A 19,819-nucleotide genomic window follows, 5' to 3' on the forward strand; every position below is an offset into this window, starting at 1 on the left:
CAGAGCTCAAATATTTGCTGCCGCAATATATCGATAAATCACTGTTAATCTAGCATGCCCTTAATAGGGTGAATACATTTCAACAATGAATATGGGTGCAATTAAAATATTTTATATTATTAAAAAAGGGTTGACGAAATTTTCGTCAGCCCTTTTTTTAATGCTCTTTTATAATATGTATTGGTAATCTATTACCAGATTTTAGCTCTTTTTTCCGGCGCCATATAGCGTTTCCCGGATTCGGTAATGTTGAATGCCTTGTAAAATTCTTCCAGGTTATAAATGGTTCCGTTAACACGGGCTTCGCCGGGAGAGTGTGGATCTTCGTTAATTTGCTGACGTAAACGTTGCTCGCGTATGTGGTTGCGCCATACCTGTGCGTATGATATATAGAATCGTTGCTCAGGGGTATAGCCATCGATGAGTCCGGGTCTGCCGGTTTCTTTTAATTTATTTTGCAATGCCTGAAATGAGATGTTTAATCCACCTAAATCGGCAATGTTTTCGCCCAAAGTAAGTTCGCCATTAATGGTTAGTGTGTCCAATACTTTGTAGTTGTTGAAATGATCAACTAACACCTGGGTTTTTTTCTCAAAACGTTTGCTGTCGTCTTTGGTCCACCATTCCTGAAGGTTTCCGTTTTTGGCAAATTGTCGTCCCTGATCATCAAAACCATGCGTCATTTCGTGGCCTATAACCATTCCGATGGCTCCAAAATTTACGGCGTCATCACCATCAATATAGAAGAACGGGGGTTGAAGAATCGCAGCCGGAAACACAATTTCATTCATGGTTGGGTTGTAATATGCATTGACGGTTTGCGGGCTCATAAACCATTTTTTACGGTCTACGGGCTTGCCTATTTCTTTAATGTTGTCTTTTACATTGAAGGCATTAGCTGCCAAAACATTTAATATGTAAGGTTGGTTTTTAATCTCCAGATCTGAGTAATCTGTCCATTCGTCGGGATAGCCAATTTTTACGGTCATGCCCGCCAGTTTATCCAGTGCCTTTTCTTTGGTGGTATCGCTCATCCAGTCCAACTGGCCTAAGCGTTGTCCAAATGCTGTACGTAAGTGCTCCACAAGGTCCACCATACGGTTTTTCGCTTCGGGGGGGAAGTAAACTGCCACATATTCCTGACCTAATGCTTCTCCCAAACTGCCATTAATTTTTGCCAAAACGCGTTTCCAGCGGTCGCGTTGCACGGTTGTTCCGGTCATTGTGGTGCTGTAAAATGCGAAATCAGCTGCTTCAAAATCTTTTCCAAGATAATGGGCTGAGTTGTTTAAAATGTTCCATTTGAGATAGGTTTTCCAATCGTCGACGGCCATTTTTTCGATTAGGCCTGACATGTTTTTGAAAAATTCGGGCTGACCAACGTTTAAACTGTCAATGGTGATAGAACGTGCTTCCAGATAGTCATTCCAGTTAAATGCGGGTGTAAGATCCTGTAGTGCCGCAATATCTTTTTTGTTGTAAGTGGCATAGGGATCGCGAAGCGTGATCTTGTCCATTGACCCTTCGGCCAAAGCAGTCTCGATGTTCATGACAGATTGTTTGGCCGCCAAAGCCTCTTCTTCTGTGTATCCTGCCAGGACAAATATCTTTTGGATATACTGTTCGTAGCTGTTACGAATCTCGGTGCTACGGTCATCTTCTTTGAGGTAGTAGTCGCGGTCCGACATGCCCAGTCCAGCTTGTTCTATGTCAGCAATCATCATTTCCGTGTTTTTGCTGTCCTGGGTAGCACCCAGCCAAAATAAGGGATCAAGACCTTTTTGATGCATTTCGGCAACGGCATTGACAACTTCATCTTTGGAATTGATGAGGTCAATCATTTCCAGATAATTTTTTATTGGCTTGATGCCCTGGGCTTCCAGAGAGGCGGTGTCCATTGCGCTGTTGTAGAAGTCGCGTATTTTCTGACGATTGCTTCCTTGTTCTGCCGTTGCGTCATTTCTAATGGACGCTAATAATTCTGACAATTTGGCTTCGTTTTCTTCATTAAGCTTTTCAAAAGATCCGTAGCGACTGTAATCGTCGGGTATTGGGTTGTTTTTTAACCAGCCGTTGTTGACGAACTGATAGAAATCGTCGCCGGGATTAATCGTTGTATCCATATTTGCTACGTTAATTGCGGGCTCTGAATTTGAGCCGGTGCTACAGGCAACCATGCCTGCCGATAAAATTGCCATGGCAACAGAGAGTTTTTTGCAGTATTTGATGTTTATCATATTTGGGTGTTTTTATTACAGATTATAAAATTACACTTATTGATTAATATTAAGTGTAACATTTATCAGTGTGACGGTGAAAATTTAGTTTTTTTAATATTGAGTTCATAAATTAAGACTGTGTTTTGTAATACGCTTGATGATTTTTTTTTGGGTGGCAACCGTTTTGTATAAACATTGGCTGTTCGTTTTTTTTATTTTATGTGTTAAAATAGAAACACCGGATTAGTCAAACCTGACTAATCCGGTGTTTCAAAAACAAATTAGGTTAATGTTTAGTTTCGTTTCCGTCTTGGAAAATTACTTCTTTTGCCAAAACTTCCTTGAAAGTCATTTGGTTTACGGCGGGTTCTTTTTTCAGCACCCATGGTTTGAAGTGTCAATGGCACGCCTTTGTAACGGGCTTTTTTGAAGGCCTGAATGAGTTGTTGCTCATGTTCACCGTCGGCTTCAAAGATGGATATTTTCGATTGAATATCTATTTTCCCTATGGCGATTTTAGTGTCTGGTGTTTGTCTGTTTATCAGACTGATTAATACATCCGGACGCAGATCGTTTTTGGAGCCAATGTTGATGCTGTAACGCGTAAATTTACTGCGGCTGTCTCTGTCGCCTCTGAAACCTCTGGGACCTCTGTCTCTTGACGATGATCCGGCAGTGGCATTGAGGTCGGTTGCATTTTTATAATCGTTGTGTAATTTATTAAAGCCGAGTGCTACAAATTTTTCAATGATTTCATCCTTACTGAAACCACCTAGTTTTTCGGTAATTACAGCTTCAAATTTTGAGATGTCGAAACCACTTGCCTCAGCGGCAGCTACGGTATCCAGATAGTTTTCCATCCGTTTTTTGAAGACTTCCTCACCGGAAGGGATCGGACGGGCTTCAAATTTCTGACCAGTTTGTTTTTCAATGAAGGAGACTCTTCTTCGCTCTGCGGGCGCCAGAATTGCGATTGAGATACCTTTGTGTCCGGCACGTCCGGTACGACCACTACGGTGTATGTAGTTTTCGGGGTCGTCGGGTAAATGGTAGTGGATAACGTGCGTCAGGTTGTCAACATCCAGACCACGGGCAGCCACATCGGTAGCCACCAGGATTTGCAGGTGACGGTTACGAAAGCGTCCCATGACATAGTCGCGTTGCGCTTGTGACAGATCGCCATGCAAGGCATCAGCATTGTATCCGTCGCCCATTAATTTGTCGGCAATATCTTTGGTTTCCTGACGTGTGCGGCAGAATACGATACCGTAAATATCGGGGTTAATGTCGGCTATCCGACGAAGGGCCTGATAGCTGTTTGATGGTGTTGTAACACAGTATTCATGGCTAATATCAGCATTTGAGATGTTTTTTCGGCTCACCGAAATAATTTCGGGCTGATTCATATATTGGCCTGCCATACGTTTTATGTCCGGCGGCATTGTTGCCGAAAACAAAAGCGTTTGTTTAACCTTTGGTGTTTGTTCAAGTATGGCATCCATTTCTTCTTTAAAGCCCATCTTGAGCATTTCGTCGGCTTCGTCAAGTACCAAAAAACGAATGGCAGACAGATCCAGCTTGTTGCGTCGAATCATGTCGTTAACGCGGCCCGGCGTTCCAACGACCATATCGCATTTCTTTTTAATCGCCGATATCTGTTCGTAGATGGGTGCGCCACCATAAACGGGAATAACAGCAAAATTCATCTTGCTGGCATAGATTTTTATGTCACTTGTAATCTGTAAACAGAGTTCGCGTGTGGGGCATAATATGATGGTTTGGATACCATGGGTATTTTGCTCCATTTTGTGCAGGATTGGAAGCCCAAAAGCAGCTGTTTTACCGGTACCGGTTTGAGCCATCGCAATGAGGTCACTTTCTGATTCCAATATAAAAGGGATCGTTTTTTCCTGAATAGGGGTTGGCGTTTCAAAACCAATTTCTGTAATTGATTCGATGAGTTCCGGTTTTAAACCGGTTTCCTGAAATGTTTGCATTAATCATTGATTATAGGCTGTAATAGGCATCACAACCATGGGTAAATAATTTCGGAAAAACATAAACACACCATTTCGACAATAAAACAATCATTGCCAATTCAATTAATCGGATGTAATAATTTGTTCCTGAAATCAGTTCTTTAAGAATCATCGGATAATTTGAAACCAAAGAAACGTGACTACCTGTATAGTTTCACGTTTCTGTAACCATCGCCCTGTATTATTGGTTATCCTCACGTGAAGTAAGTCCCGCTCAGCGGGAAGGAAGCATCCTTTTCGGTATGCGTTTTTCATTAACGACGCAAAGATGGTCGTTTTTTTTTGTAATACCATGTTTTCGTTAGTAAATATGACTGATGTTAAGGTTTTTTAAACTCTTGTTTTTATTTTTATGTGTTGCTGATTTGTTTTGTTGCTCTTTTTTGTGCCGGTTAAAAAGCGCCATCTTTAGCGTTGCGCGTGCGTTTTAAATATTTATTCCGGCAGTGAACTCCCATTTTTTGAGCTGCGTAAGCCTTGAATTTGAACTTTATATTTCAAACACTTAGTTTATAGACAGACTCTATCTATAATTAAATAAGCCTTTTGGAAATGGAACTAAGTAATAGTTTTTTCGTTCGATAGGACTGTTTTAAGTGTTTTGTTGTCTCATTTTTTGGTTGCAATAAAAGTCCAGTTTCTGTTTTATGCTGGTTCTTAAAATAGTTATTTACGGTTTTAAAGTTTTGAATTTTAGTGTTATGGCACGCTTATGGCTTTCTGGACAGGTATTACTTCGTAGTGATGAATTAAATATTTGATAATATTTAATTTTGGTTTTGTAAAATTTATATATTTGTATCGTAAACATAACAGAACAGGATGGCTAAAAATTCTTCAAATAGTGATTTGAAATTTCATATAGAAGTTGATGGTGATGTGCCTAAATTTCGGCAAATTGTTGACTCGGTTAATAATGCAATAGCCGAAAAGCAGCTGAATATAGGTGATCATTTGCCTTCTGTCAATCAGGTTTGTCGTGATTATCAGTTGTCGCGCGATACGGTGTTTAAGGCATATACCATGTTAAAGGAGCAGGGAGTGATCGATTCAGTTCCAAATAAGGGGTATTTTGTGGCCAAAGCGATGCGGCGCGTGTTTTTGTTTCTCGATACTTTTAAAGCCTATAAAGAGGTTTTATATGATTCGTTTACCAAAAATCTGCCACGGAATATTTTGGTTGATCTTCATTTTCATCATTACAAGCCTGAGGTTTTTAAGCGACAAATAGAAGAGAGTATTGGGAAATATGCCAAGTATGTTATTATGCCTTTTGATCATGAAGGGATGGAAGATATACTTGGATTGATACCTGCTGACAAATTATTGATTCTCGATTGGAATATCCACTCTAAAGCAGGAGATAATTTATTATATCAGGATTTTGGGCAGTCGGTTTACGATGGCTTAACCGAGACGCTTGATTTGTTGCGTAAGTACAATGAGTTTCAATTTTTGTACCCTGAGTACACCAATCATCCGTATGAGTCGGTTGAGTTTTTTCGCAAATTTTGTAAGGCGCATCATATCAGGCATTCTGTAATAACCCAATCAGGTGCTTTTAAGGTGACAAAAGGGGTTGCTTATTTTAGTGTCAGCGATCGCATGTTGGGAAATTTTTTGGAGCAATGCTGGGAAAATGGGTTTGAACCGGGAAGTGATACCGGCATTATTTCATATAACGAAACGCCTATGAAGAAGTTTATTTATAAAGGTATTACCGTTATTTCTACGGATTTTAAGCTGATGGGTAAAAAAGCCGCTGAGTTTGTTGGTGGCGATTCTGAGATGCAGTTTTGTGTCCCTACAACTGTAAGAATCAGAGAATCGTTATAATATATTTGTTTTAATAAACAGAACAGAACAGATCAAAAATGATGTACACTTTAGGAATTGATGTAGGAAGTTCGTCGGTCAAGGTGAGTTTGTTGAATCTTGCTGATGGAAGTTGTACTGCTTCGTCTTTTTTTCCATCTGAGGAAATGGCGATAACAGCAGTTAAGGCCGGATGGGCTGAACAGGCACCTGATATGTGGTGGGGTAATATGAAGCTGGCTTTGTCCCAGGTGTTAAAGACATCAGGGGTTTCGAAAGAGGCGATTAAAGCCATCGGAATATCCTACCAGATGCATGGTCTGGTTGCGCTGGATAAGTCGGGTCGCGTGGTTCGCCCGTCTATAATATGGTGCGACAGTCGTGCTGTTGAAATCGGCGATAAGGCATTTAATGTGTTGGGAGCCGATTATTGTTTAAACCATTGTTTGAACTCACCGGGTAACTTCACGGCTTCAAAATTGGCGTGGGTAAAGGCCAATGAGCCTGGAAAGTACGATTCAATATATAAAATAATGCTGCCGGGCGATTATATTGCCTACCGTTTGACGGGTGAAATGCAAACCACCGTATCGGGACTTTCAGAAGGTGTTATGTGGGATTTTGCCAAAAATGGGGTGGCCAAAGAGCTGTTTGATTATTATGGCTTTTCGTCCGATTTGGTCCCTGATATTGTAGGGACTTTTTCTGTTCAGTCGACTGTTTCTGAAAGTGTCGCTGCCGAGTTAGGGTTAAAGGCAGGGATTCCTGTTAGTTATCGTGCCGGTGATCAACCTAACAATGCGTTTTCGTTGAATGTACTGGAGCCCGGAGAAGTGGCTGCAACTGCCGGAACGTCGGGTGTTGTTTATGGTGTAAATGATCAGTTGGCGCGTGATGAGCAGTCGCGTGTTAACACTTTTGCCCACGTCAACCACACGACTGAGCAAAAGCGATTAGGGGTTTTGCTTTGTATAAACGGTACGGGTATTTTGAATTCATGGCTGCGACGAAATGTTGCAGGAGGATTATCATATCCGCAGATGAATGATGTGGCTTTGAAGGCGCCTGTGGGGGCTGAGGGCTTATTGGTTTATCCGTTTGGCAACGGTGCCGAGCGAGTTTTGGGTAATGCCAATGTTGGTGCCGAGTTCAAGAACATGAGTTTTAACATCCATCAGCAATCGCATCTTTTGCGGGCAGCACAGGAGGGTATTGCGTTTAGTTTTCGGTATGGCGTTGATGTTATGTCGGGTATGGGCATTAAAACGAAAGTGGTTCGTGCCGGAAAGGCCAATATGTTTTTGAGTCCGTTGTTCCGTCAGACCATGGCCAATGTATTGAATGCCCGCATTGAGCTTTATGATACCGATGGTGCTTTGGGTGCGGCCCGTGGTGCTGCCGTGGGGGCCGGTTTATATAATAACACTTCCGAAGCTTTTGACCAGCTTAAGTGTTTAGAAACCATTGAGCCTGATTCGCAGCATGTTGTTGTGAATGATGTCTATAAAAATTGGAAAGATAAATTGAATTTTTAACATTTTAATAAAATTATTATGAGCGTTGTTTTAGGAAACAAAGAGTATTTTCCCGGTATAGGGGAAATTAAGTACGAAGGAAAAGAATCAAAAAATCCTTTGGCATTTAAATGGTATAACCCCGATCAGGTTATAGGTGGTAAAACCATGAAAGAGCATTTGCGTTTTGCCGTGGCATACTGGCATACGTTCTGTGGTGAAGGGGGCGATCCTTTTGGTCCCGGCACCAAACTATTTCCATGGAATGGCGCTTCTGATGCAATATCAGCTGCTAAAAACAAGATGGATGCTGCCTTTGAATTTTTTACCAAAATTGGGGCTCCTTACTATTGCTTTCACGATGTTGATTTGGTTAACGAAGCTGCTTCAGTCTCTCAATATGAAAAGAATATGCAAGCTATTGTTGATTATGCCAAGGCAAAACAACAGGCTTCAGGTGTAAAATTATTATGGGGTACTGCCAATGTTTTTAGTAACCCTCGTTATATGAATGGCGCTTCGACCAACCCCGATTTTGCGACAGTTGCCTATGCCGGTACTCAGGTGAAAAATGCCATTGATGCTACCATTGCTTTGGGTGGAGAAGGTTATACTTTTTGGGGTGGTCGTGAAGGCTATATGAGTCTATTGAATACCAATATGAAGCGCGAGCAGGAACATCTTGGGCGCTTTTTAACGATGGCTCGCGACTATGCACGTGCCCAGGGCTTTAAAGGTGCTTTTTATGTTGAGCCCAAGCCTATGGAACCCACCAAACACCAGTACGACTACGACACGGCTACTGTTATTGGTTTTTTGCGTCAGTATGGTTTGGAAAATGATTTTAAAATGAATATTGAAGTTAACCATGCTACCCTTGCCGGTCATACTTTCCAACATGAGTTGCAAGTGGCTTTTGATGCCGGTATGTTTGGTTCAATAGATGCAAACCGTGGTGATTATCAGAATGGTTGGGATACCGATCAGTTCCCGATAAATATTTACGAAACGGTAGAGGCAATGTTGGTTATTCTTGAAGGTGGAGGTTTTAAAACCGGAGGAATCAATTTTGATGCTAAAACGCGTCGTAACTCAACCGATCTTGACGATATTTTTATTGCTCATATAGCCGGGATGGATGTATTTGCCCGTGCCTTGGTGATTGCCGACAAGATGTTGCGTGAGTCTGATTATAAAAAGATGCGTGCTGAGCGTTATGCTTCGTTTGATTCAGGTAAAGGTGCCGACTTTGAAAAAGGTAAGTTGACGCTTGAAGATCTTCGCAATTTTGCTGCTGCCAATGGTGAACCAAAACAACTTAGTGGCAAGCAAGAATTGTATGAGCAGTTGATTAACCTTTATATTTAATTTTGGTTTTTATAACTGGTTAGTTCATATAGTCAGGGTCCGGTGGTTTATTTAATTAGTTATCGGGCCCTGACTTCTCTGTTTGAAGTGTCGTTATGGTTTTAAGAAAGGTTAAAGTCCGGTTGAGACCGTAAGAAGCGATCTTTTTTTATTTGCCATGATGTTTTATGTAAATTCCTTTAAATCATTGATTTATTCCAACTAAACAAACGAAAAAAATCTAGTCATGAACAATGGTCAAAGTAAGATATATGTTACCGCACTAACGTTGGTAGCAACCCTTGGCGGTCTGTTATTCGGTTACGATACCGCCGTTATTTCGGGTGCTGAAAAATCAATACAGGCTTTTTTAATAACGAGTCAGGGACTCAGTGCATTTATTCACGGAGCAACCACTTCGAGTGCTTTAATTGGTTGTATTATAGGTGGTGCTGTATCCGGTTTATTGTCTTCGCGTCTCGGACGTAAAAAGTCTTTGATGATAGCCGCCTTTTTATTTTTTGTGTCGGCACTGGGTTCCGGTTATCCGGAGTTTTTATTCTTTGAAAAAGGCGCGCCTACAATCGGATTATTAATGATGTTTAATTTTTACCGTGTAATTGGTGGTATTGGTGTGGGTTTGGCTTCAGCCATCAGTCCGGTATATATTGGTGAAATTGCACCTGCCAACATTAGGGGACGTTTGGTTTCATTAAACCAGTTTGCAATTATTTTTGGTATGTTGGTGGTTTACTTCGTAAACTGGGGTATTTCCAACGGTCAATCCATTGAATGGATTAATGCAATTGGCTGGCGTCGTATGTTTTTATCGGAAGCCATACCGGCCGGTTTATTTGGTGTTTTGTTGTTTTTGGTTCCTGAAACGCCCCGTTATTTGTCTTTGACCAATCGTCATGAAGAGGCCTTGAAAGTATTGACAAAGATAAATGGCGCTGATATGGCAAAACGTATCCTTTCGGATATTAAAAATACTGTTGAAAATCATTCTGGTAAACTATTTTCTTATGGTAAGCTGGTGGTTATTATAGGTGTTTTGTTGTCAGTTTTTCAGCAATTTGTGGGAATAAATGTGGCGTTGTATTATGCGCCCCGGATTTTTGAAAGTATGGGAGCCGGTAAGGATGCCTCGATGATGCAAACGGTGGTGATGGGACTTATTAATGTTGTATTTACAGTTGTTGCCATTGTTACGGTTGATAAAGTAGGCCGTAAGCCTTTGCTTATAATAGGGTCCATAGGGATGGCTGTTGGCATGATTGCTATTTCAGCTTTGTCGTTTTTTAATATTATTGGAATTGGGACTTTGGTCTTTATCATTGTTTACACGGCTTCATTTATGATGTCGTGGGGGCCTATTTGCTGGGTTTTGATTGCCGAAATATATCCCAATCAAATCAGGGGACGTGCAGTGGCCTTGGCTGTAGCAGCGCAATGGACGGCTAATTATTTGATTTCGTCGACTTATCCGGCCATGATGGAATTCAGTGGTGGTATGACCTATGGTTTTTATGGGCTAATGAGTATTTTATCGGCCATTTTTGTGTGGCGTATGGTACCCGAAACCAAAGGTAAAACGCTGGAAGAAATGGAAAGTCTGTGGAAAAGTAAGAAATAGTTGTGACGGTAGACCAATATGTTGTTATGATATAAGGTTTATCGATGATATAGGCTGTTTTGCCGAGAAATTGATGAGCCGGGATTTATCAACCGATAGGTTTTGGTTTAAAAGAATAGCATCCATAATGACAGGTTTTTACCTGTTGTTGCGGATGCTTTTTTGTGTGTCGTAAGCAAGGAAACACCATTTTGTTCGTTATTCTCGTTTTTATGATGGATATTTATGGTAGTAAACTCATGTTTACAGGTTTTGAAAGGTTTAAAGTTTTTGCGTATGGGAACCAAAATGTAAGTGGTTGCCATGCGTGAGGGATTGGAGCGGAAACCCCGCAGCGGGTTATTTGAAAAATGGGTTGAGACGGCCGACTGTTGTGTGACGCACAAATTGTTTTGCGAAGTGTATTTAAGCGAGGCGTTGCAGCGTAAAGCCCGACCCGAGGAACGAGGGACACGCCAAAATGTTAAATAGTTGGTTGGAAGTAGTTGTTTTTGTATTTTTAAAGTAATTTGTACTTTTAAAAAATATTTTTGAACTTAAATTGTGATTAATGAAAAAGGGATTTTTTCTTTTGTTGGTTGGCCTTCTGTCTGCTACGATGACTATACGGGCGCAGGACAACAGTATGACGCTTCGTTTTGACGAGGCTCAGCATGTGATTAATAAGAATATTTACGGCCAGTTTGCGGAGCATTTGGGCCGTTGTATTTATGATGGTATTTGGGTGGGCCCCGAATCGGATATCGATAATATTAATGGTTATCGTAAGGATGTGCTGGAGGCTTTGGAGGCATTGCAGATTCCTGTTTTAAGATGGCCGGGTGGGTGTTTTGCCGATACGTATCACTGGAAAGATGGTGTTGGTCCGGTGCAGGACAGGCCTTCGTTGGTGAATGTTTTTTGGGGTGGTTATCTTGAAGACAATAGTTTTGGGACGCATGAGTTTTTAAATCTGTGCGAAATGCTGGGTGCGGACGCTTATATTTCTGCCAATGTGGGCAGTGGTTCGGTGAAGGAAATGGTTGAATGGATTGAGTATATGACGTCTGACAAGGATGTGCCAATGGCCAACTGGCGCCGTGAAAACGGTCGGGAAAAACCCTGGGATGTAAAGTTTTTAGGTGTTGGAAATGAAAGTTGGGGTTGCGGAGGCGATATGACGCCTGATTATTACTCAAATTTGCTGCGTCAGTATTCGCTGTATGCCAAACAGTATGACAATAGTTTGGTGCGTGTGGGTTGTGGCCCTAATGGGGATGACATACACTGGACTGAGACTTTGATGAAAAATGCCGGTCGTAACATTGATGGTTTGTCATTGCACTACTATACAATTGCGACTGGGAGCTGGGGAAATAAATCGGCATCGACCGGTTTTGATGAGGCGTTATTTATAAAGGGGTTGAAACAGTCGCGCAGGATGGATGACATTTTGGCCCGGCATACTGCTATGATGGATAAATATGATCCTTCGAAACGTGTTGGTTTGATGGTCGATGAATGGGGTATATGGACCGATTCGGAGCCTGGTGAAACGGCTTTGTATCAACAGAATTCGATGCGGGACGCTTTGATTGCATCAACGACGTTCGATATTTTTCATAAATATTCGGAACGTGTGCAAATGGCTAATATTGCGCAAGTTGTAAATGTTTTGCAGTCGATGATTTTAACACGAGGCGATAAAATGGTTTTGACACCCACTTACTACGTTTTCCAGATGTATAGTCGGCATCAGGGTGCTACCTATATTCCTGTATCGCTAAAAACAGAATCGTATAGTTTTGGGGATGATACCATCCCAGCAATATCAGGTACTGCTTCGGAAAAAGATGGAAAGGTTAGCGTTAACCTGAGCAATACCAATCCACATAAATCAATAAAGGTGACGGTTGATTTAAGTAGTGGTAGTGTTAAGAAAGTGACTGAAGCCAGTGTTTTAACGGCTCCTGCCTTTAATTCTGTGAATACTTTTGAGAATCCGGATGTGGTGAGTTCTAAGTCGTTTAAGAAGTACAAATTGTCGAAGGGCATATTGGAGGTGGTTATGCCACCCATGGCTATTGTTTCTTTGGCGGTTGAATAATATACCAATGCTTTTTATACAAAAAGGCCGGATTCATATTTTGAATCCGGCCTTTTTTAGCTTTGTAGTGCGCCAGTCGTTTTTTAATATAATAATACGCTGCGACTGATAATATGCAGACTGAATTAGATTGGTTGTGTAAAAGAAGTATTTATGCAAACTCAATGGAGTTATTGATTCAACAATAAAACAAGTGGTTTTGTTGTTATAATAAAAGGGTGCTAATCCTTTTAAAAGTTTAAAAAAATGGATACATTAACCTAAAAAATATGTGATATATGCTGGTTATTATTTCTCCATCCAAGACCATGGATTTTGCGTGTAATTTTCCTGAGGTTAAAGCCACTGAGATTCGTTTTCCCATTGAATCGGAAATGTTGTGTGGGTTGCTAAAACAATATGCCCCTGGTGAGCTGGCGCAGTTTATGAGCATTAGCGGCAAGCTGGCCAGATTGAACGTTGAGCGTTTTCAACAATGGCAATGGCCGTTTCCGCAAGGCGCTTCGCGTCCGGCTATATATGCTTTTAAGGGTGATGTTTATTCGGGCTTCGGTGTTGAGTCGTTACCGGCCGACGCTGTTAGTTATGCGCAGAAATCGTTGCGTATATTATCGGGATTGTATGGTTTGTTACGTCCTTTGGATGATATAATGCCATACCGTCTTGAGATGGGGAAGAAACTGGTTAGTAGAGGTGGGGCTGATTTATATGAGTTTTGGCGGGAGCGTTTGACCAATCTGTTGAATGAAGATATAGCAGCGAGTGGATTTAAAACATTGGTTAATCTTGCCAGCCAAGAATATTTTAAGGCCATTGATGAGTCGGAGGTTAAAGTGCCAATTGTGTCGCCTGTTTTTAAGGATTTTAAAAACGGAAGTTATAAAGTGATCAGTTTTAATGCCAAAAAAGCCCGTGGTTTGATGTCGCGTTTTATTGTTGAAAATCGTTTGACTGAGGAGTCTGATTTGAAGGCTTTTGATATGGGAGGATATCATTTTAACAGCGATTTGTCGGGCGACACGGGACTGGTTTTTACAAGGGGATAGTTTACCCTGTCTGGAATTCAGATTATTAATAATTTAAATATATCATTATGAGTTCATCACCTTACATTGAACGTTATGGGAACTTGCTGAAGCAGGAGACGCTTCAGATTCTTGATGATCAGGTGCTGCCCAATACTTTTGTGCTTGAGGCACCGGAGCCTTTTCCCGGCTTTTCGGAGTATTATTCGGAGCATCCCGATGATGTGCGTCCGCTTTACATTTATTTTGTGGTTAAGCAGCTTTACACGCTTGAAGAGGTGACGCGGGCCACTCAGAATATACGTAAGTATTTTCAAAGTGATTTTAATGCCGCTGCCGGTGTTGTAAATATTTATAACAAGGAGTTTAATGTTATTCGTGTTCGTCATTTACAAGGCTTTGACCAGATACCTGAGTTACAGTCATGTTATATTGATGAGGGTATTGAATTCCGCAAAAAGCCGGGGGGTAAAATGGGCGGTCCTGCTGTTATTCGTATTAAGAAGTTTTTTATACTTGAAGAGAAGCACCCGGGTGTCTATTTTGATGTAACGGAGAAAGATCACGGTTATTTTTCTATACCAAAGCAACTGACGTGGAAGTATTTTGAAGATTTAACGAGGAAGGTTAAGTTCAATTGGGACCAATTGGCTTTTGATGCTGCTGTGGGGCATTTCCATGTCAATTATGGTATTCAGGATATGATTCGTATTTATAATCCAAAGCTGGATCTGGAGTCGTTAATGGAGGTTCGGAAGCTCTACTTTGACCGGATTAAGTAATGCCTTAACAAATGCCCAGATTCAGCGTTTTGCTCGTCCTGAAAATGGTCACTTACAGGAGTAAACGCACCTTTTTGGGACTTCGCAAGTCTTGAGTTTGAAGCCATCTTATCTGCCACTAAAATTTCAGGGCATTTACTGATTAAGGGGTTTCTGTTTGGATAGCCGTTTTGTTGGTTTGTTATTAATAAAAAAACCGCAGTTGCCAGTGTTTCACTGTCGACTGCGGTTTTATTATGGTGTGGTGTTGCCTTTATTTCAATCCGATTTGGGGAGTTGCGAATGTGGATTGTTTTAATTTATGCCACCCATTGCAGATGTTAATTTTTGGCCGCTTCATATCTTTTATTGACCTCATCCCAGTTTACGATGTTCCAGAAATTATCGACATATTCGGCCCTTTTATTTTGATATTTCAGATAATAAGCGTGCTCCCAAACGTCGAGAGTTAAAAGGGGCTTGCCTTTGACTTCAGCAACATCCATCAACGGGTTATCCTGATTTTGTGTTGAAGAGACGGCCAGCGAACCATCATTTTTAAGAACCAGCCAGGCCCATCCACTTCCGAATTGTGTTTTGGCCTTATTGGCAAAGGCTTCTTTAAAATTATCGAGGGAGCCAAAGGATTTATCAATGGCGGCGATGAGGTCGGCAGAGGGCATTCCCGCACCATTTGGCGCCATGTTGGCCCAGAATAGGGTGTGGTTGTAGTATCCGCCGCTATTGTTACGAACGGACCAGTTTTGTGTTGAGATGGTTTTGAAAATTAGCGCCATGGGCTTATGTTCCAGTTCTGTCCCTTTTACAGCGTCCATAAATTTGTTATAATACCCCCGGTGGTGTTTGCTGTAGTGTAACTCCATGGTTTGTGCATCGATGTATGGTTCCAGCGCATCGTAAGCGTATGGCAATGCTTTAAAGGTGTGTTCAACCGGAGTGAACTGCTCGGGTTCAGCGCTTTTTGTTTGTTGTGATGAAGGCCTGTTACATGCGGTAAAAGCAAGTAATAGTGCGCAACTGCTGATAATTATTCTTTTCATTGTTCTTTATTTATGAGTTTTGTGTTTTGTTATCGTTGAATTTTTATTGCTATTTGTAACGCGCCAGTATTAATTGCAGGTTTCGATTATCGCTGTTATGTTTAAATGAATAATGTTTGCTATAATAACAATTGTATACAAAGTCTGTTCAATGTTCAAAATTGCGGTTTTGTGGTTGCTTTATATAAAGCTTCGATTAAAACATGGATAATTCCTTATCTTTGACTTTTGTTAAATCTGATTTTTAATAAGGATGAAAGACGAAAGCCAGGTGAATAATCCGTTACATGGAAAAACACTGGAGATGATTGTTCAGTTTTTGGTGGATTATTATGGTTGGGAGCAGTTGGGTATTAACTTAAAGATGAATTGTTTTATCAATAATCCCAGTATGAAGTCGAGTTTAAAATTTTTGCGTCGTACGCCCTGGGCTCGAAAAAAAGTAGAGGATCTTTATCTTTATTTGATTGATTAATTATAGTGTTATGCGCTTTTCAAAATACAATTTTATAGCACCATTGCTAACGAATTTAAATGAGTTGGGCTTTAAGCGTCCGACCGATATTCAATATAAAACGATTCCCGCAATTTTGTCAGGCGAAGATGTGTTGGCCATTGCCCAAACAGGAACGGGAAAAACAGCTGCTTATGCGATACCTGTTATTCAATTGCTCTGTACCCGTCGTTCGTCGGTAGGTAGCTCCGGCCCGCGTTGTGTTGTCATGGTGCCGACGCATGAATTGGCCATACAAGTGGCGGGTGTTTTTCGGGATCTGATGAAGGACTCAGGTTTGGTGGTTATGGGGTTATTTGGTGGTGTCGACCAGATGCCACAAATTACGCAACTTAAAAAAGGTGTTGATGTTGTTGTGGCAACCCCGGGGCGTTTGTTTGATTTATCGAGCCAGGGCCATTTGTCTTTAGATGCGATTGAGATACTGATACTGGATGAGGCCGATCATATGCTGGAGCTGGGATTTTATCATGATATGCAGCAATTGGTTCGGAATTTACCCAAAAAGCGACAAACATTGTTTTTTTCTGCGACCATTGATAAAGAAATTAAAGATTTGGCGTATGGTTTGGTTCGGCGTGCGGTGAGAATCCAGATATCACCCAAGGATCCTGTGTCGCGAAATATTGATCATTCGGTGATGTACGTTGAAATGGATGATAAGCGTTTTTTCCTTGAAAATATTGTCAAAGGACATCCGGAAAGTAAAATACTGGTTTTTGTACGTACAAAAGTACGGGCCGAAAGGGTTGTGAATGCCATGGCACGTGTTAATATTGCCGCAGAAGCCATTCACGGCGACAAGGATCAGGCAGACCGTACCAAAGTGCTGGCCCGTTTCAGAACTGGTGAGAATAAGGTGTTGGTGGCGACCGATGTTAGTGCCAGGGGTATTGATATTCCAAATGTTGAGTACGTGGTAAATTATGATTTGCCGGATGTTGCAGAGAATTATGTTCACCGCGTTGGACGTACCGGACGTGGTACAAATCACGGTATTGCTATTTCTTTTTGTAGCCCCGACGAACAAGTATTACTGGACGAGATTGAATCTTATCTTGATAAACCAATTGCTGTAATTGAATTATCGCCGGATGATTACGAAACAACCATTGATTTCTCTCCGGCAGCTAAGCACGACTGGAAATCGGTGGTAAAGGAAATGGTTGAGATGGAAGAGTCGGGTACGAAAAAGAAAAGAAAGAAGAAAAAATAATTTATTCTGAAGTTTGCCTGCGAATGATTCAAAGAATTATGATTGTTGTTTCGGTTTACCGGCTGTTTATAGGGTATAGGCCACCCCAAACCGAATTCCGTTTTCGCGTATATGCTGCTGTGAGCGGTTGGTTGTGAAGGGGATCAAAGAATAGGTTTTAGCATAAGGGTTTATAGATAATGAGATCTTAAAATTGAAATCATATTTGATACCCAAGCCAAAGAGCGCACCAATCCCTGTTTGGCTGTCGATTGATGCGTTGTTAGAAAAATCAAAACCCAGGAATATTCCACTGTTAACAAAGATGTACTTCAGAAAAACAGCTTGCAATGCAACTGGCAGACTGATTACGGAAAGATTGCTGGTTTGATAGTGATTATCTTCGTGTGTTCGGTTTGTATATGTGATAATTTCATGCTGCGAATATTCAATTCCCGTTTCTGTTTTTAACCAGTTATTTATGTCGTCGATGTGATTTAAGCCAACTGAGAAGGATTTATTGACTTCATAGGTAGGGGCTTCGATGAGGACTTTAGATCTGAATATGTTGTTGTCGCCATAGGGTGAGAAATACAGTCCTATTTTACTTTCTTCAGGTTTCGTTATTGTTTGCTGTCCATTCAAAAATAAGATATTTATAAGCATAAATAGAATCGTAGCAATGTGTCTTTTCATGTTGGGTTTGGTCCTTTAAATCTTGTTTTCTGTTTCTTCTATTTAAACAGGTATTTTCTGTTCTGTTGTTTGCGCGTTGTTGCCGGGGTAAATTGGTTAGCCTCTACGATACGAATGAGTCAAATTTATATTGATTAAATTTTGGTAGGTGCGCCAGCTCTTAAAATGATTAAATTTTCGATTGTATATAAAATCCAGCGTTTCCATTCTGCTTATTTTTAAAGTAGTGATTTTTGAAAGATAAATCACGTTTGTGGGTTTGATCGTGCCTCAAAACCTGAAGTTTACTTTACCGCTACTGTTGTTTTTGAGTAAAATAAAATGTTACGCATAAATATACTATTAATTTTCGATATGGTTAAATGACTTTTTTAGTATGCTGTTTTTTCAGACGAAACATTTTCGTCCACTTCGCGATTGTGATTTTTAGTGGTTGGTTGGTTTTTATTATTTATAGGTTTGTATCTGAGGATGTTGTTTCAATAGTATCCATTTTTTTAATGTTGGCAAGGAAGCGTCATTCTTTTGTGCATTCTTATTTTTAACTGGATCTTTTTTTAAGGTTTTTAGCTTATTAAGGTGCTGGATCTAAATGTTCTATATAAAGTCTGTGTTTTTGTGACAGACATTATTTTATTACTTGATAAATAGGTATTCATGTTTAACAGTTTTTGCAATTTAAGTTAAAGGTACTTAATTGCGACAAATTGTATTGTGCAAAATATAATTTTACACTATGTTTGCATTCATAAATTAATTAAATGGATGATTTTTTAAAGTTGAAGAATCAGGTTTGTTTTCCCATTTATGCTTTGTCGCGGGAAATTATAAGTCATTATCGGCCATTTTTGGAGTCACTTGATATCACTTATCCTCAGTATTTGGTTCTAATGGTTTTATGGGAAGAGAAGACGCAGACCGTTAATCAGTTGGGAGGAAAGCTTCGATTGGATAGTGGCACGTTGACGCCATTGTTGAAGCGATTGGAATCCAAAGGGCTGATTTTGCGGCGTCGAAAATCGACGGATGAGCGGGTGGTAGAAATTTCGTTGTCGGAGCAAGGTAAACAATTAAGGGCTAAGGCGGTTGATGTTCCCACTCAACTAATGGAATCGATACCGGTAACCATGGACGAATTGATTCGGTTGAAAGAGATTGTGAATGATATTTTGGATCGTATGTGTTCCAAAAACAGAAATGCTTAAATGTTTGTGTTATTTCAATATATTATTAAAGACTAAAATTATGTTACTGGATAATTTGAATTGGCGTTATGCCACAAAGAAGTACGATGCTACAAAGAAAGTAGCCGAGGAAGATGTTAAAAAGATTGTAGAAGCTGCTCGTATGGCACCTACGTCATCGGGATTGCAGCAGTTTAGAGTAATTGTGATTACCGATCAGGCTTTGAAAGAGAAAATTGTACCGGTGGCAATGGGGCAGGATATTGTAGCCGAATGTTCGCATTTGTTGGTGTTTGCTGCATGGGATAAATATACTGAAGAACGGATTGACAATGCATACAATTTTATTACAGACGAGCGTGACTTGCCTCGCGGACGTTTTTCTTCATATACCGATCGGCTGAAGGCGATGTATTTGCAGCAGTCGGCCGAGGAGAACTTTGTTCATACGGCTCGTCAGGCTTATATTGGTTTTGGTCTGGCTATTGCACAGGCTGCCGAGTTGAAAGTTGACAGCACTCCTATGGAGGGATTCGTACCTGCCGAGCTGGACGAGTTACTTGGCCTACGCCAAATGGGATTGCGAAGCGTTACAATATTACCGCTCGGTTATCGTGCCGAAGAAGGCGACTGGCTGGCTGATATGAAAAAAGTTCGTATTCCTGAAGATGAATTTGTGATCAGAATGTAAGTCGTATCAACAAGACGACTCAATCACTTGCTAAGG

The 19,819-nt window shown here is 40.7% G+C and carries 15 protein-coding genes; 11 read left to right on the forward strand and 4 right to left on the reverse strand.

All coding sequences use genetic code 11. The features are described from left to right. Window positions 1-191 precede the first annotated feature (191 nt). Together ACT3CD_RS14180 and ACT3CD_RS14185 are read right to left on the reverse strand one after the other, a co-directional pair. Window positions 192-2,237 (reverse strand): M13 family metallopeptidase, encoded by a 2,046-nt coding sequence (locus tag ACT3CD_RS14180; protein ID WP_444646305.1) that lies wholly within the window; start codon window positions 2,235-2,237, stop codon window positions 192-194. A gap of 275 nt (window positions 2,238-2,512) precedes the next feature. Then, window positions 2,513-4,216: a DEAD/DEAH box helicase gene (locus ACT3CD_RS14185; RefSeq protein ID WP_444646306.1), complete on the reverse strand. Its 1,704-nt coding sequence runs from the start codon at window positions 4,214-4,216 to the stop codon at window positions 2,513-2,515. Between the two features lie 864 nt (window positions 4,217-5,080). On the opposite strand from ACT3CD_RS14185, the gene ACT3CD_RS14190 reads away from it, so the two are divergent. From ACT3CD_RS14190 to ACT3CD_RS14220, 7 genes are all read left to right on the forward strand, one after another. Then, window positions 5,081-6,094 carry a GntR family transcriptional regulator gene (locus tag ACT3CD_RS14190; RefSeq protein WP_444646307.1) on the forward strand — a complete coding sequence of 338 codons (1,014 nt, stop codon included), beginning with the start codon at window positions 5,081-5,083 and terminating at the stop codon, window positions 6,092-6,094. A 38-nt stretch (window positions 6,095-6,132) separates the two neighbouring features. Beyond that, entirely contained in the window at window positions 6,133-7,608 is a 1,476-nt protein-coding gene (locus tag ACT3CD_RS14195; RefSeq protein ID WP_444646308.1) for a xylulokinase, read from the forward strand. An 18-nt stretch (window positions 7,609-7,626) separates the two neighbouring features. Continuing rightward, window positions 7,627-8,955 (forward strand): xylose isomerase, encoded by a 1,329-nt coding sequence (gene xylA / locus ACT3CD_RS14200; RefSeq protein ID WP_444646309.1) that lies wholly within the window; start codon window positions 7,627-7,629, stop codon window positions 8,953-8,955. A 226-nt stretch (window positions 8,956-9,181) separates the two neighbouring features. Further along, the gene (gene xylE, locus ACT3CD_RS14205) at window positions 9,182-10,570 is read left to right on the forward strand and encodes a D-xylose transporter XylE (protein ID WP_444646310.1); all 1,389 of its coding nucleotides are present in this window, start codon (window positions 9,182-9,184) and stop codon (window positions 10,568-10,570) included. A gap of 550 nt (window positions 10,571-11,120) precedes the next feature. Then, window positions 11,121-12,656: an alpha-N-arabinofuranosidase gene (locus ACT3CD_RS14210; protein ID WP_444646311.1), complete on the forward strand. Its 1,536-nt coding sequence runs from the start codon at window positions 11,121-11,123 to the stop codon at window positions 12,654-12,656. 278 nt (window positions 12,657-12,934) lie between these two features. Next, entirely contained in the window at window positions 12,935-13,702 is a 768-nt protein-coding gene (yaaA, locus tag ACT3CD_RS14215; RefSeq protein ID WP_444646312.1) for a peroxide stress protein YaaA, read from the forward strand. Between the two features lie 47 nt (window positions 13,703-13,749). Further along, the gene (locus ACT3CD_RS14220) at window positions 13,750-14,463 is read left to right on the forward strand and encodes a hypothetical protein (RefSeq protein WP_444646313.1); all 714 of its coding nucleotides are present in this window, start codon (window positions 13,750-13,752) and stop codon (window positions 14,461-14,463) included. A gap of 320 nt (window positions 14,464-14,783) precedes the next feature. Here ACT3CD_RS14220 and ACT3CD_RS14225 read toward each other — a convergent pair whose 3' ends face one another. Beyond that, a complete protein-coding gene (locus ACT3CD_RS14225; protein ID WP_444646314.1) occupies window positions 14,784-15,503 on the reverse strand; it encodes a Fe-Mn family superoxide dismutase in 720 nt (239 codons plus the stop codon). Between the two features lie 253 nt (window positions 15,504-15,756). Between ACT3CD_RS14225 and ACT3CD_RS14230 the strand changes: the two genes are divergently transcribed. Beyond that, window positions 15,757-15,978 carry a VF530 family protein gene (locus ACT3CD_RS14230; RefSeq protein WP_444646315.1) on the forward strand — a complete coding sequence of 74 codons (222 nt, stop codon included), beginning with the start codon at window positions 15,757-15,759 and terminating at the stop codon, window positions 15,976-15,978. Between the two features lie 10 nt (window positions 15,979-15,988). Then, window positions 15,989-17,233, forward strand: a complete 1,245-nt coding sequence (locus ACT3CD_RS14235) for a DEAD/DEAH box helicase (protein ID WP_444646316.1) — start codon at window positions 15,989-15,991, stop codon at window positions 17,231-17,233. A 66-nt stretch (window positions 17,234-17,299) separates the two neighbouring features. On the opposite strand, the gene ACT3CD_RS14240 is transcribed toward ACT3CD_RS14235, so the two are convergent. Next, window positions 17,300-17,908, reverse strand: coding sequence for a hypothetical protein (locus ACT3CD_RS14240; protein WP_444646317.1), 609 nt, complete (start codon window positions 17,906-17,908; stop codon window positions 17,300-17,302). 761 nt (window positions 17,909-18,669) lie between these two features. On the opposite strand from ACT3CD_RS14240, the gene ACT3CD_RS14245 reads away from it, so the two are divergent. Both ACT3CD_RS14245 and ACT3CD_RS14250 read left to right on the forward strand, forming a co-directional pair. After that, entirely contained in the window at window positions 18,670-19,113 is a 444-nt protein-coding gene (locus ACT3CD_RS14245; protein WP_444646318.1) for a MarR family winged helix-turn-helix transcriptional regulator, read from the forward strand. Window positions 19,114-19,153: 40 nt separating this feature from the next. Further along, window positions 19,154-19,783, forward strand: coding sequence for an NAD(P)H-dependent oxidoreductase (locus tag ACT3CD_RS14250; protein WP_444646319.1), 630 nt, complete (start codon window positions 19,154-19,156; stop codon window positions 19,781-19,783). Window positions 19,784-19,819: the final 36 nt, after the last annotated feature.

Origin of the sequence: Geofilum sp. OHC36d9, from assembly GCF_052400685.1 — a bacterium.
Lineage (GTDB): Bacteria > Bacteroidota > Bacteroidia > Bacteroidales > Marinilabiliaceae > CAZHHH01.